The 14,777-nt window shown below is 63.6% G+C and carries 7 protein-coding genes and 1 pseudogene; 2 read left to right on the forward strand and 6 right to left on the reverse strand.

Features of this window, described 5'->3' with window-relative positions; genetic code table 11:
• Positions 1 to 3 precede the first annotated feature (3 nt).
• Positions 4 to 1,692 (reverse strand): GspE/PulE family protein, encoded by a 1,689-nt coding sequence (locus AB7008_RS34395; protein WP_304490664.1) that lies wholly within the window; start codon positions 1,690 to 1,692, stop codon positions 4 to 6.
• Between the two features lie 236 nt (positions 1,693 to 1,928).
• On the opposite strand from AB7008_RS34395, the gene gspD reads away from it, so the two are divergent.
• Both gspD and AB7008_RS34405 read left to right on the forward strand, forming a co-directional pair.
• Positions 1,929 to 4,208 (forward strand): type II secretion system secretin GspD, encoded by a 2,280-nt coding sequence (gene gspD, locus AB7008_RS34400; RefSeq protein WP_441260237.1) that lies wholly within the window; start codon positions 1,929 to 1,931, stop codon positions 4,206 to 4,208.
• Between the two features lie 107 nt (positions 4,209 to 4,315).
• A complete protein-coding gene (locus AB7008_RS34405; protein ID WP_304490666.1) occupies positions 4,316 to 4,912 on the forward strand; it encodes a prepilin peptidase in 597 nt (198 codons plus the stop codon).
• Between the two features lie 256 nt (positions 4,913 to 5,168).
• Here AB7008_RS34405 and AB7008_RS34410 read toward each other — a convergent pair whose 3' ends face one another.
• The 5 genes and pseudogenes from AB7008_RS34410 to AB7008_RS34430 form a co-directional block, all read right to left on the reverse strand.
• The gene (locus AB7008_RS34410) at positions 5,169 to 7,631 is read right to left on the reverse strand and encodes a hypothetical protein (protein ID WP_304490667.1); all 2,463 of its coding nucleotides are present in this window, start codon (positions 7,629 to 7,631) and stop codon (positions 5,169 to 5,171) included.
• Positions 7,632 to 7,982: 351 nt separating this feature from the next.
• Positions 7,983 to 10,043 (reverse strand): metallophosphoesterase, encoded by a 2,061-nt coding sequence (locus tag AB7008_RS34415; RefSeq protein ID WP_441260238.1) that lies wholly within the window; start codon positions 10,041 to 10,043, stop codon positions 7,983 to 7,985.
• A gap of 486 nt (positions 10,044 to 10,529) precedes the next feature.
• Positions 10,530 to 10,991, reverse strand: a complete 462-nt coding sequence (locus AB7008_RS34420; protein WP_304490670.1) for a tetratricopeptide repeat protein — start codon at positions 10,989 to 10,991, stop codon at positions 10,530 to 10,532.
• Between the two features lie 162 nt (positions 10,992 to 11,153).
• A complete protein-coding gene (locus AB7008_RS34425) occupies positions 11,154 to 13,361 on the reverse strand; it encodes a CARDB domain-containing protein (protein WP_441261264.1) in 2,208 nt (735 codons plus the stop codon).
• Positions 13,353 to 14,642 (reverse strand): annotated as a pseudogene (locus AB7008_RS34430) (M10 family metallopeptidase); the annotation flags it as partial. The gene AB7008_RS34425 and the pseudogene AB7008_RS34430, both read right to left, overlap by 9 nt.
• Positions 14,643 to 14,777: the final 135 nt, after the last annotated feature.

A 14,777-nucleotide genomic window follows, 5' to 3' on the forward strand; every position in this document is an offset into this window, starting at 1 on the left:
GCCCTAGCGCACCGTCGTGACGCGGAAGACTTCGGGGACCGTCGTCAGCCCGGCCCGGCATTTGGCGACCGCATCCTCCAGCATCGTCGTCATGCCGCCGCGCATCGCGGCGGCATCGATCGAATGGGAGTCGGTCTGCGGGCCGATCAGCGTGCGCACTTCGTCGGACATTTCCAGAATCTCGAACACGCCGTTGCGCCCGCGATAGCCGGTGCCGCCGCAGCGTTCGCAGCCGCCGGCCTCGTGCACGACCTCACCGCACTTGAATCCGATCACCGCAAAGCGCGGGTCCTTGGCGAGATCCGCCTCGGTCAGCGTATGCGGCACCTTGCAGCGGTCGCAGAGCATGCGTACCAGGCGCTGCGCGACCACCGCGCGCAGCGTGGACTTGAGCAGGAAGCCCTCGATGCCGAGATCGATCAGGCGCGGCACGGCGGCGGCCGCGGTCTCGGTGTGCAGCGTGGTCAGCACGAGATGGCCGGTCAGTGCGGCATGGATCGCGATATGAGCGGTCTCGGCGTCGCGGACCTCGCCGACCATGATGACGTCGGGGTCCTGGCGCACGAAGGCGCGCATGGCGGAAGCGAAGGTCAGTCCGATCGACGGCTTGACCTGGGACTGGTTGATGCCGGGGATCTCGTATTCGACGGGATCCTCGATGGTCAGGATCTTGCGCGTCGGCTCGTTGAGGATCGACAGCATGGTGGCGAGCGTCGTGGTCTTGCCGCTGCCGGTCGGTCCGGTAATCACGATCATGCCGTGCGGCATCGCGAGCAGCCGCGTCATCGCGCTTTCGTCGCGCGTGGCAAGACCGAGCTTGCTCAGCTCCAGCAGGCCGCGGTCGCGGGGCAGCAGGCGAATGACGGCGCTCTCGCCATGCTGCGTCGGCATGGTCGCGACGCGAACGTCGATCTCGCCGCGCCCGACGCGCACGCGCGCGGCACCGTCCTGCGGCAGGCGCCGTTCCGCGATGTTGAGGCTGGCGAGAATCTTGATGCGCGAGATCAGCGCCTGCGGCGGAATGCCGTGCGGCGACGGCAGCGCACGCAACAGGCCATCCACGCGCATGCGCACCGTGAGCCCGGCGCGGAACGGCTCGACATGAATGTCGCTGGCGCGCAATTCCACCGCGCGCTCGAGGAGATCGTTGAGCGCACGCACCACCGGCGCGCCGCTGGCGAGATCGCGCAGGCTCTCGATGTCGTCGTCGGACTGCTGCGCGATGCTGCGCACACCGTCCCCGGCCTTCGCATCGGTCGCATCCGTGCGCTGATCGAGCACCGTCGTGATGTCCTCGAACGAGGCAACGACGACCTCGACCGCCTCGCCGAACACGATCTCGGCCGCGCGGACCGCAGCGGTGTCGGAGGGATCGGCGATCGCCAACCGATAGCCGCCATTGGGCGCACGAAACGGGAAGATGGTGGATTCACGCAGGAAGCGGCGGGAAAAACCGTCGAGACACGGCGTGGTTGTGAGCAGCTGCGGCAGGCCGAGCCGCGCCAGGCCAAAATAGTCGGACACCTCGTCGGCGAATTCGGCGGCCGACAGATCGGTCGCTTCCCACAATTCGAGCAGCGGGCGGGTCAGCGCCGGATTGGCCGAGTTCTCCACATGGGCGTGCGCCCGCGGCGGCAAAGAATATTTTTCGAGGAGATGCTGCCGGAAGCTCTCTGCGGAAAGGTCTCGCATCGCAGTCCCAGCTTGCCTTGTTACCTGAAAGCAACAGCTTCCGTCGCCGATGAAAGGTCTTTGCCCTTGACTTATTTCCTAGCAAAAACATAATCGTGGCGCAAATTATTGCGCATCCGAACCGAGGGGGGGCGGATGCAATCTCCATCACAGCCAGTGTCGGTAGGCGTATTTTGTTCGAAGTGGTCCAGCCGCTTTTGCGCCACCGCTCAGCGTTGACTGGAACGATCGTTCTGTTGTCGTCCGCTTTCCTGCTTGCCGCCTGCATCGTCACGGCCGACCAGTCGATCGAAGCCGATCCAAAGGATCCGCGCGCCCAGGACATCGCCGACAAGATCCGCTCCCTCGATCTCCAGCCGCGACAACCTGCGGATGCAGGCGCGGCCGGCATTGCCCAAGCCAAATCGTCGAGGCCGGCAATCTACCTCAGCGACGGCGCAACGCCACAAGGCGGCGCGCTTGCCGAACGCGACGAGTCCGGCGGCAGCGGCTACGACCTCAATTTCGAGAACGCGCCCGTGGCGACCGTCGCTAAGGTCATCCTCGGCGACGTGCTCAACGTCGGCTATACGATCGATCCACGCGTGCAGGGGACCGTCACGCTTGCCTCGGTGCGGCCCGTGCCCAAGGCGGACGCGCTCTACGTGCTGGAAAACGCGCTGCGCATGTCGGGCGTCGCATTGGTGCGCGACCGTACCGGATATCGCCTGCTGCCGGCGCCGGAAGCCGGTCCCGGCGGCGTCGATCGCTCGACCAATGCCGCGGCCGGCCAGGGCATCACGGTGGTGCCGCTGCGCTACGTCTCGGTCCAGAACATCTTCAAGCTGCTCGATGCCTTCGGCGTGAAGGCCTCGACCATGCGGCCCGACAGCGCCCGCAACACGCTGATCGTCAGCGGCAGCGGCGCCGACCGTGCCACCGCGGTCGACACCATTCTGTCCTTTGACGCCGACTGGATGCGCGGACAATCCGTCGGCATCTTCCCGGTCCGCAACTCTTCGCCCGAACCCGTGATCACCGAGATCGAGAAGATCATGGATTCGGGCGAAGGCGGCATGAGCCAGAACGTGATCAAGTTCCAGCCGATCTCGCGGCTCAATTCGATCCTCGTGGTGAGCCAGAAGCCGGAATATCTCAAGCGCGCGCAGACCTGGATCGCGCGGCTCGACCGCTCCGACACCGAGGGCGTGAACCTGAAATCCTATCCGTTGCGCTACGGCAATTCGAAGCTGGTCGTGACGATGCTGAACGACATGCTGTTCAGCCAGAGCGCGACGAGCGGCTCGACACTCGACAGCGCATCGAGCCAGCTCGCGCCTGGGGCGGGCATTTCGACCTCGTCATCCGGCAATCCGGTGGCGTCGCTGAGCGCGCTGCCGACCGCCGGCGCCGGCGCCGCAACGCCGGTCACCGCGCCTCCGGGATCGGCGCTCGGCGCCCGGTCCGCTCCGGCCGCGTCCGCAATGTCAACGCAGGACAACGGCTCCGGCAGCCTTTCGGGCGGCGGGGCGAGGCCCGGCATCAATGGCATCCTCCAGAATGTGCGGATCACCGCCGATGTCACCAACAACGCCGTGCTCGTCTACGCCAATCAGGAGGCGCAGCGCATCGTCGAGCAGACCATCCGGCAGATCGACCGGCCGCAGCGCCAGATCGCGATCGAGGCGACGATCGCCGAGGTGACGCTGAACGACCAGTTGAACTACGGCGTACAGTTCTTCCTCGCCAGCAAGCAAGGCTCGATCTCCAACACCATCTCGGGCATCAGCAATTCGAGCACGATCGGCAGCAATATCGAGGGCACGAGCAACGCCGTTAACGCCGCGGCAGGCGCCCTGCTCGGCCGCGCATTGCCGGGCTTCAACTTCCTGATCGGCGCCGAGAACTCGCCGCGCGTCGTGCTCGATGCGCTGCACGGCGTCACCAATGTCAAGGTGCTGTCGAATCCGTCTCTGGTGGTGCTGGACAACCAGTCGGCGACCCTTCAGGTCGGCGACCAGGTGCCGTTCTCGACCGGCACGGCGACCGTGCTGACCGCCAACAATACCGTGGTCAACACCATCGACTACAAGAACACCGGCATCATCCTGCGCGTGCTGCCGCGTGCCAACGCCAACGGCAATGTCGTACTCGATATCGAGCAGGAGATCTCGAGCGTCGCTGCCGGCAGTGCCAACTCGCTGACGCCGACGATCTCGCAGCGCCGCGTCAAGAGCTCGATTGCCGTGACCAGCGGCCAGACCGTGCTGCTCGCCGGCCTGATCAGCGAGACCGAGAACAGGCAGCGCCAGGGCATTCCGGTCCTCGATTCCATTCCCGGCGTGGGCGACGCGTTCTCGCACCAGACCAACACGCGCAACCGCACCGAGCTGATCCTTTTCATCCGCCCGACGGTGATCAAGGACGGTGTCGATGCCCATGTCATCGCCGAGGAGATGCGCAGCAAGATGAACAGCCGCCTGGTCGGGACCAGCAATCCCGTCATCACCGTAAGCCCACCCAAGGCAGCGCGCTAAGGCATGATCCGAAAAAGCGTGAAGCGGTCTTCCGAAAATGATCATGCTCAAACCAAGGAGCCAAAGCGCGATGACGATCGGTTCAAATCTCGTCGCGCTTTAGCGGCGTGACGGATCAGGCTGCGCCCGAGGGGACGGGCCCTGCACTCGTACTCAGCATCGCCCTGCTGCTGGGTGTTTTCGCAAGTCTCGTCAGCGCACCGGGCGCGGAAGGCCTGTACGGCGCCTATCTCGCCGCCCTGATGCTCGCGATCGCAGCGAACGATGCCCGCCACTACCTCATTCCGAATGAGCTGACGGCGGCGGCATTTGCGCTCGCTTTGCTCCGCGCCGGCGCGTTCGTGCCTGATATCGGCATCGAGGCCCTGCTTTGGCCCGTGGCCCGCGCGGCCGCCGTGGCGCTGCCGCTCCTGCTCCTGATGGCGTTCTATCGGCGTTGGCGCGGCCGCGACGGGCTCGGGCTCGGCGACGTCAAGCTCGCCGCGGTCTGCGGCGCCTGGCTCGATCTCGCGACCGTGGTCGCAGTGATCGAGCTTGCGGCGCTGGCCGCGATCGCGGCCTATCTCGCCAATGCTGCCCGAAGAAAGGAGCGGCTCCGCGGCACGGCCTTCCTGCCGTTCGGGCTTTTCCTCGCCCCTGCAATCTGGGTCGGTTGGCTGGGCGAAAGCTGGTACACCAACTGGCTCGGCGGCTGGCCGGGCTAGTCAGGCATGTGACAGCTGCACCGACCGGTGATGCCAGCTTGACGCCTGCTGGCCGCGCGCCGACAGGGACCAGACGTCGCAGCTCGCTTGTCGGGGTTACGGCCCGACCAGCCCAAGGTGGCGGCCGTCGCAACGGCAGCAACTGCCGTTCTGGCCGAATGAACAGCGGAGAATCCAAAGGGGCGCGCCAATGAGGCGCGCCCCTCTGATCTGTTTCCGTTTGCCCGAGCGGACCCGCCCTGGCTTCGTCGTCAGCTTACGCCGCGTGCGAGATGGAAAGCTGTGCCTGGGACTGATCCACCGGATTGGTGATGATCGAGCCGCCATGGCCGTCCGCGGCGAGGGCGAAGTCCGCGGCGCTGTATTGGCCAAGCAGGTGCAGCGACGCCGTATGAGCGCCGTCGGTGATCGTCAGCGTGCCACCTGTGTTCTCGGCGTTTGCCGCATAGCCGAGCGAGGTGGTTTCGCCGAAGGCGATGTCACCGAGATCGAGCTCCACGCCATCCTGCCAGCCGGCGATCGTCCCGCTGAAGGCCGACGACTGCTCAAGCACCAGCCTCGCAGATCCCCCACCGAAGGTGACGTCGGTGAGCGTTCCGCCGCTGTAGACATATTCGAGACCATGTGCGCCGATGGTGGTGCCGCTGGCGCTGCCACCGGCGCCGACATACTGCGTACCGGAGACGATCGTGGTATCGCTCGCCGTGCCCCAGATGTACTGAATGCCGCCGTTGATGGTCGTGCCGGTGGCGCTGCCCCAGTCGATCTGCATGCTGCCAGCGTTCAGCGTGGTGCCAATGGCTGTTCCGCTCTCATAGACGCGCTGCTCGCCGCCATCGTTGACAGCGGTGTGCGAAGCCGTGCCGTGGACCATTTGCACGCCGCCGCTGCCGATCACGGTCTGGTCGACCGTGCCGTAGACGGCCTGTAACCCGCCTTGGATGGTGGTGCCGGTCGCCGTGCCACCGCCGTAGATGTCCTGCTCGCCGCCGCCGACGATCAGCGTCGTGTTGGCCGTACCGCCGGCTCCGATCAATTGCCGGCCGGCGATCGTCGAACCGGTGGCGATGCCATAGACATATTCCAAAGCACCGTAAGCAACGGCAGTGTCGTGCTCCGTGCCCCAGTTGATCTGCATGCTGCCGGCGTTCAGGGTCGTGCCGATGGCCGTTCCACTGGCATAGACGTGCTGCTCCGCGCCGTTCCCGACGACGTAATCGGTCGCCGTGCCGTAAATGTATTGATGGCTGCCCGCGCCGAAAGTCCGGCCGCTGGCGGTGCCATACACGTAGTTCGAGACACCGGTGTTGCCGGCCGCGTCAGTGACGACGAGATCGATGGCGGTGTTGAACCGGTCCCAGGACAATTCGGCGCTCCAGGCGCCGTTGCCGTCGACGGTCGCCGTCGTGCTCCAGCCGCCGCTTTGCGACGTACCGTCGCGCAGCGTGAGGGTCTGGCCGGCGGCGTCAACGTCGACCGAACCGGCGAGCACCGCAACCCAGGGGCTTGTGGACGTCACGGCCGACAGGACCGGCACCGGCTTTACGGTATCGACCGAGAATACCTGCGCCTTGACGTCGGTTCCGTTGGCATCCTGCCAGGTGACGACGAAGCGACCGTCGGCATAGGCGGCGATCGAGGGATGCAACTGGTTGGACGCCGTGCTGGTGTTGACCAGCAATTCAGCGCCGACCTTCCGACCATCCGCAGTGAACACCTGCAGCTTGATGCTGCTGCCGCTGGCGTCGCCGCCGGCACCGCTCCAGTCCTGCCAGGCGATGGCGAAATCACCGTTGCTGAGCGCCGTCACCGTCGGCGTGAACTGGGAGTTGACCGTCGTGGTGTTGACGCGGAATTCGCTGCCGACCTTGCTGCCATCGGCCGCATAGATCTGCGCCTTGATGCTGCTGCCGCTGGTGTCGCCGCCGGTCTGGCTGAAATCGTACCAGGTCACGACAAAGCCTCCATTGGGCAGCGCCGAGATGGTTGGCTTGAGCTGGTCGGAGGCCGTCGCGGTGTTGACCAGGAATTCGCTGCCGACCTTGCTGCCGTCAGCCGCGAACATCTGCGCCTTGACGCTGGTGGCATTGTCATCGCCGAGCGTTCCGCTGAGATCCTCCCAGGTCACTACAAAGCCGCCGTTGGCCAGCCCCGTGATGGTTGCGTTGTCCTGGCTGCCGCCGGTCTCGGTATTGACGAGGAATTCCGGGCCGACCTTGCTGCCATCGGCCGCGAACAGCTGCGCCTTGATGCTGGTGCCGTCGTCGTCACCGCCCTCGCCGCTGTCGTCGGTCCAGGTGACGGCGAAGCCGCCATTGGAAAGACCCGTGACGGTCGGCGCGAACTGCGAATAGGACGTCGAGCTGTTGACGAGGGTTTCCGACCCGACCGGCGTGCCATTGGCCGAAAACACCTGTGCCTTGATGCTGGTGCCCTCGCTGTCGCCGAGCGTCTGGCTGTTGTCGAACCAGGTGACGACGAAGCCGCCATTGGAAAGGCCCGTGATCACCGGTGCGAGCTGGCCGTCCGCGGTCTCGGTGTTGACGCGGAATTCCGAACCGACCTTGCTGCCGTCGGCAGCAAAGACCTGCGCCTTGATGCCGGTGCCGCTGGCATCGCCCAGCGTTCCGCTGGCGTCATCCCAAGTGACCACGAAGCCGCCATTGGCGAGCCCGGTGACGGTCGGCGCCTCCTGGCCGCCGGTCGTATTGGTGTTCACGGAGAATTCGGAGCCGACTTTTACAACGGGAGCAGCCATAGTTCTGGATCGCTTTCATTCAAACTGTGCCGGCCACGGATGTCGTCCGCTGGCCTATGGGCAAGAGGTTGTGAGAGCGTCCGTATTGCATCGCAATATATCATAAATTTGATAGTATGTTATGTATTGTGTGAATGAAGTGATCATGGGGCCGATTGCATCCGAGGTGTGCACAACATCGCGCGACAACGCTCAGACAACGGCGGCGCGATCGCTGTCGCATTCGGACATGCGGCCAAAAAAATGTGGAGCTCGTTGCAACGAGCTCCACTTTGTCTGTGTCAATGATCGCGTCGCCTGGACGCGGTCAGGTCAGGTTCGGCGCGCAGTCAGCCATTGGTCGCGACCGAACGGACGGTAGACCATGCGGATCTCTCCGACCGCACCGAAGAAGCCGTCGGACAGCACGCCGTTCCACCAGCCGGCGCCGAGGATCCAGGGCTGAGGCGTGCTCTGCGAGCGCATGCCGATCGCCGCATTGCCCACGTTGCGCAATACCGGCGCGCCGTCGATGTACAGGGTGGTGGTGAGGGTCGCCGGATCGTTGACGATCGCGATATGATACCAGCTATCGCGGATGATCTCGCCCGACCAGTTGGTCTGCGCGTAGTGCGAAACGGAAGCCGGCACCACTTCCCACTGCACTTCGCGCAGGTTCGAGATGGCGAACAGGACGCTCGACGCCTCCGGATCGCCGCCCTGATAGCCGCCGGGAACGTTGCCGCGGTTACCCACGCGACCGAGGATATTGCCCCATTTGTGCAGGTTTGCGGTCCAGCCGGCCGGGATCTTCACGAAGGCCTCGACCGTGTAGCCGTTCCAGAAGCTCCGGCCGTTGAGCGAGGCGGCTGACGCCGTCAGGAAGGCGTTGAGGCGACCGACCGTATTGTCGGTGTTGAGAAACACCACGCTGCCCGCGGCGGAGGACAGACGGTGCTTGTCCGTGGTCCACACGACGTCGCCGAGTTGGGCGGACGCGACGAGCGCCGCACGCATCAGATTGTTGCCGCCGGCGACGTCAGGCAGGATCCCGCCGATCGGAACGACCTGCCCCTCGACGACCGTGGAGGGCGCGCGCCAGTGCGCCACGGTATCGGCGACATGCGGGTAGTCCTCGGTATCCGCGGGCAATACGACTTCCGGCGTCGGCGGATCGACATAGCCGGCGAGCAGGTCGGCGCGCACGGTCGGAATGATCGCGGGTCCGGTCAGCACCTTGCTCGGACTGAAGCGCGTGAACCGGGCGAATCGGCTCTTGAAATTGATCGGAATCGAGAAGCTGTTGTTCGACGCCGTCAGTTCGGCGTGATCGAACTGGTTGAGCGTGTTCTTCGGCTTCTGCACCACCCAGGGTGAGAACGACATCACGTCGATCTTGTTGTTGGTGAGGTCGATTTCGTAGAGCCGCATCATGGCGTTGCCGCCCTGATAATCCATCTGATAGTCGACCACCATCTGGTGAACCGGATTGCCGAAATCGTTGACCTTGGAGAGATACGCCGCGCCATGGTAGTGGCCGTTCAGCGTCATGAAGATCTGATCCTTGTCGCGGATCAGCTTGTCCCACAGCATCTTGCCGTAATCGGTCTCCAGCGGCGACAGGCCGTCGCTGTCGATGTTGAGCAGCTGGTGGTTGGAAAGAATGACGGGCAGCGTCGGGTTGCGGTCGATCACGTCGCGCGCCCAGGCGATGGCACCGTCCGAAATGCGCCAGGACAGCGAGAGCACCATGAACTTCACGCCGTTCGTCTGGAAGATGTGGTACTCGTGGAAGCCGCTGCTGTCCCGCTCGCGGAATGTCGACTGCTGCGCTGCGCGGGTGCTCGGAAACCACTTCAAATATGGCTCGGCGTTGAGGCTGCGCTGGGCGTCGGTGCCCGAATTCTGATCCCAGGGGGTATGGTAGTCGTTGTCGGTGACGACGTCATGGTTTCCCGCAAGGATCGAATAAGGGACCTTGGCATCTTCCAGCTTCTTCATCGCGGCGTCGGCCACGATCCACTGGTTCGGCTTGTTCTGCTGGTCGACCACGTCACCCAGATGGATGACGAAGCGGACGCCGTATTTCGCGGCGTTGTCGGCAATCCACTGAGTCTGCGCGTCGTACGGCGTCGAACCATAGGCCTTCTGAAACTGTTGGCTTTCGTCGGTCGTCGCGTAACGCGAATAGAATTGCGTGTCGGGCAGCACCGCGATCGAGAAGCTGGTCAATGACGGACTGCTGGTCTGCGCCTTTGCCGCGCCCGCGCCGAGCGCCAGCACGGAAAGGCTGGCGGCGCCTTGGAGGACCGCGCGGCGATCGATCATTTGGCGCGTGGAATTGTTGCTGCCGGAACGATGGTTTCCAGCGCGGTCGATGTCGTCATTGCTCATAGAAGATTGCCTGTTCCTACTCGGTCGCAATTGCGACGGTAGGCGGGTCTCTAGCGATCGAAATTAACATTCGGATTAAAGAAATGTATCATGACTGATGTTATCAAACGCTCGCGCCGCGATCAGGCCGTGCAACGCCATCGGCTATCAACCGGCAGCTTCCGATCGTGGTCGCTTGGTCGGGTGCTCACAGGTCTGTTGTTTCCCTCTCATTTCACCGAGGAGTCCAAGCGGGACTTCTGACGGTTTCGATCTGGAGATCGATTCTTCAGCCAATCAGAGAGGCCGGAAATCGTCCCGAACAGAGCAGCAACCGCGCCGAGCATTCCATTCGTCGGGCGAAATATACCAAGGCACGATGATATCAGGACAAACCGTCGTTCCGGCGCAGGCGTGAGGCGCCGCGCCGGCGGTCCCCGGCTACTGTGCATGGGGTTGTTTTCGACTTTTTTGTTTTGAGGTCGCGGAGAGCGAGGCGCCGGAGGCTCAATGCTCGCGGCTCGGCGCCCATTCCAGCGCCCGCAGGCGGGCCTGGGCGATCTCCCCGCGCGTCATCTTGGTGGTGACGGCGTCACGGATCCGGGCCCGCGCCTCGCGCGCCGGCGGCGGCGCGGCCGCCGTCGACAGGTTCAGCCATTTGGAGGCTTCCACGATGTTCTGCGGCACGCCCTGGCCGCGGTCGTAGAGCAGGCCCAGCGAATATTGGGCGCGGCTGTCGCCCTGCTCCGCCGCGCGGCGGTACCACATCGCGGATTCCGTATAGTTCTGCGGCACCCCGCGGCCGGTCTCGAACAGGAAACCGAGATAGGTCTGCGCCCGCGCGTTGCCGCGCTCGGCGAGCGGAATGAAGATGCGGGAGGCCGTCCCATAATCCTGGCGCTGGAACGCGGCGACGCCCTGGCGCAACGACTGGGCGTGGGCGGGCGCGGCGAGCACAAACGCAAGCAATACCCAAAGTCCTCGTCGCGCCGAGCCTCGCATCCGTCCCCGCAAAACCGTCGGGCGAAGCCCCCGATCAAGGGTCTTCATCTCACCCGCTCACCCGTCTGGGTCGTCAGACTAGTGTACGGACGCCGGAGAATCCAGAGCGGCAGCTCGACCGCGTATCGATCAGATCAAGTGAAAATCGCCGACATGGTGCTGCGCCATCTCGGACACGTTATCGAACACGAAATGAGCGTCCGTCAGGTCTGTCAGTTGCTGGGTCCTGGCCGCCAGCACTGAGACCAGCTGCGCGAGTTGGGAATGCTCCGCCCAGTAGAGGCCGCCTTGCGCGTTGTCCGTCTGCGATAGCGCGAAATTGTCTTGAACGTGCGTATGCCCGACAAGCAGAGCGCCGACCGAGCCAGCGTCTCCATTCGTCGCTGCCTGCGTCGACGACGGCGAAGCGGCTGGCGCATGCGACGTCACCGAGCTGCCCGCGGCAGACACGGTAATCTGCAGCGCGTTGTAGGTATTGTTGGTCTCGTTGCTCTCGGTCAGCTGATTGTTGTAGTCGGAAATGCCGCCGACGTAATAGGTGCCAGGCGCCAGATTGCCGGGCAGCGTCAAGGTGACCGTATGAAGATCGTAATAGCCGGGCTGGCTGACGGTGGCCAGCGTCGAGCCTGTCGTCAGCGTCGTGAGCAGCGTGTCCGACGTCGTGATCGTCGCGTCGGTCGAAAGATAGATTGCAGCCGTCGTCGGGCCCGCCACGGCGTTGCCGATGTTCATGTTGTAGGCATCGATCGTCAGGCCGCTCCCGGCGGCAACGGTGGTCTGGGACGAGACCAGATATTCGATCAGATCAGGCTGCGGCGGCGCCGTCACCGTGACCTGCAGCGCGTTGTAGGTGTTGTTGGTCTCGTTGCTCTCGGTCAGATGATTGTTGTAGTCGGAAATGCCGCCGACGTAATAGGTGCCAGGCGCCAGATTGCCGGGCAGCGTCAAGGTGACCGTATGAAGATCGTAATAGCCGGGCTGGCTGACGGTGGCCAGCGTCGAGCCTGTCGTCAGCGTCGTGAGCAGCGTGTCCGACGTCGTGATCGTCGCGTCGGTTGAAAGATAGATTGCAGCCGTCGTCGGGCCCGCCACGGCGTTGCCGATGTTCATGTTGTAGGCATCGATCGTCAGGCCGCTGCCGGCGGCAACGGTCGTCTGGGACGAGACCAGATATTCGATCAGATCAGGCTGCGCCGGTGCCGTCACCGTGACCTGCAGCGCGTTGTAGGTGTTGTTGGTCTCGTTGCTCTCGGTCAGCTGATTGTTGTAGTCGGAAATGCCGCCGACGTAATAGGTGCCAGGCGCCAGATTGCCGGGCAGCGTCAGGGTGACCGTATGAAGATCGTAATAGCCAGGCTGGCTGACGGTGGCCAGCGTCGAGCCTGTCGTCAGCGTCGTGAGCAGCGTGTCCGACGTCGTGATCGTCGCGTCGGTCGAAAGATAGATTGCAGCCGTCGTGGGGCCGGCCACCGCGTTACCGATGTTCATGTTGTAGGCATCGATCGTCAGGCCGCTGCCCGCGGCAACGGTGGTCTTGGCCGCGACCAGATATTCGATCAGATCAGGCTGCGGCGGCGCCGTCACCGTGACCTGCACCGCGTTGTAGGTGTTGTTGGTCTCGTTGCTCTCGGTCAGCTGATTGTTGTAATCGGAAATGCCGCCAATGTAGTAGGTGCCGGGTGCCAGATTGCCGGGCAGCGTCACACTGACCGTCTTTTGATCGTAGTAACCGGGCAGGCTGACGGTGGCCAGCGTCGAGCCTGTCGTCAGCGTCGTGAGCAGCGTGTCCGACGTCGTGATCGTCGCGTCGGTCGAAAGATAGATTGCAGCCGTCGTGGGGCCCGCCACGGCGTTGCCGATATTCATGTTGTAGGCATCGATCGTCAGGCTGCTGCCGGCGGCAACGGTCGTCTTGTCCACGGCCACATATTCGATCAGGTCAGGATGGCCCGGCGCCGTCACGGTAATCTGGACCGAATTGTAGCTGTTGTTGGTCTCGTCGCGCTCGCTGAGCTGGTTGTTGTAGTCGCCGATACCACCGATGTAGTAGGTACCAGGCGCCAGATTGCCGGGGAGCGCGACGATGATCGTCTGATGGTCGTAATAGCCGGGCTGACTTACCGTCGCGAGGGTCATCGAGGTCGACACCGTCGCAAGCAGCGTATCCGATGTGGTGATTGTCGCGTCGGTGGAGAGATAGATGCCCGCGACGGACGGCCCCGCCACTGCGTCACCGAGATTCATGTTGTAGGCATCGATCGTCGCATTACCTCCGGCCGGTACGGAGCTCTGGCTGACAGTTATGAATTCGGACAGGTCGGGCTTGGGAGGCCCCATCAGGACCGAGCTTGCCACCACGCCATCGGCGAACTGGAACGATTCGACGCCGGTCACCGTGTCGGTGCCGTCGGGAGAACCGGAGCGCTGATCAACCACGGTAAAGGTCTGCGTGACCGCACTGTAGGCTATCGCGTAATTCGCCCTGTTGCCCGAATACACCGTCATATCGGTACCGGCGCCGCCAATAATGGTGTCGTTGCCGCCGCCGCCGGTGATCGTATCGTTGCCGGCGCCGCCGTTCAGCACGTTGGCGATGGCGTTGCCGATGATCGTATCGTTGCCGGAGCCGCCGGTGGCATTGTCGATATAGGAGCGCGCGTCGTTGTTGTAGAGATAGGCGTTGTAGACGTTGCCTGAGGCGTAATGGTCGTAGCCGAGATTTTGGTTGTCGCCGAGATTGGCCTGCTGCACGGTTGAGAACAGCGACGTCGCGCCGGGATTGAGATTGATGCTCAGATTCGTCGTATAGTTGGACAGATCGTAGGTATCGATGCCGCCGCCGTCCCAGATCGTCTCGTAGATGCGGTTGGCCGAGTTGCCGGTGCCGCCGCCGGGGGCGAGTTGCCCGACACCGTTGATGAACTCCTGACCCGTGGTGGGATTCCAGGAGTAGACGGTGTTCCCGCCCTGGGTCGCATAGTTCGCGCCGTACATCGTCTGGAGCGCGAGGATATCGTTGGCCATGTAGGTCTGCGGATATCCGTAAGCCTCGTTGCTGTAGCCGGCGGTCGTCGAGGCGCCGACATAGCTGCGATAGCTCATGATGGTGTATTCGCTGTCATCATGCGCACTCGGCACCGCGACATTGGCGGGGCCGCCGGTCTCCTGGCTGTGCTTGAGACCGAGAGCGTGGCCGAGCTCATGCATCGCTGTCGTGAAATAATAATTGCCGAGCTTGGCGAGCGAGTAATTGTAGTAGGTCCCGAACCAGACGTCGCCGCCGGCCGCATAGTCGCCGGGATAGTAGGCGTAGGAGGTCGGGGGCTTCGACGACTGCGCGATCATGACGTCCGCGCCGTCGGTCCCCACGTACTGGATGCTGGCGTTGGTGTAGCCGAGGATCAGTCCGATCGCGTAGTTGATCGCCGACTGCATCGCGCTTGGCGCCGCGGCGAAGCCAGACGATGTCGGCTCACTGTTGCCGCCGTAATAAGGATTGGAGTAGTCGCTGGCCGAGTCGGGAAAGCTATAGGTGATCGTGCCGGTCCACTTGTAGCCCGACAGCAAGCCGTCAATATCGGCGTTGTTGGTTGCACCAACGGTAACAGAATTAGCCAATGGACTCTCCGGAGCAACGGATCACGCGATTCGCGGACGAAGGCGCGAGATTCTAGCTTGAGAGTTATATGTTTGGTTAAAATTCGGCAGCGGCCTCCGGCCCCCCTTTCATAAGGCCGTATTAGCCATCAAATC

It is taken from the genome of Bradyrhizobium sp. 521_C7_N1_3, from assembly GCF_052075975.1.
In the GTDB taxonomy this organism is placed as follows: domain Bacteria; phylum Pseudomonadota; class Alphaproteobacteria; order Rhizobiales; family Xanthobacteraceae; genus Bradyrhizobium; species Bradyrhizobium japonicum.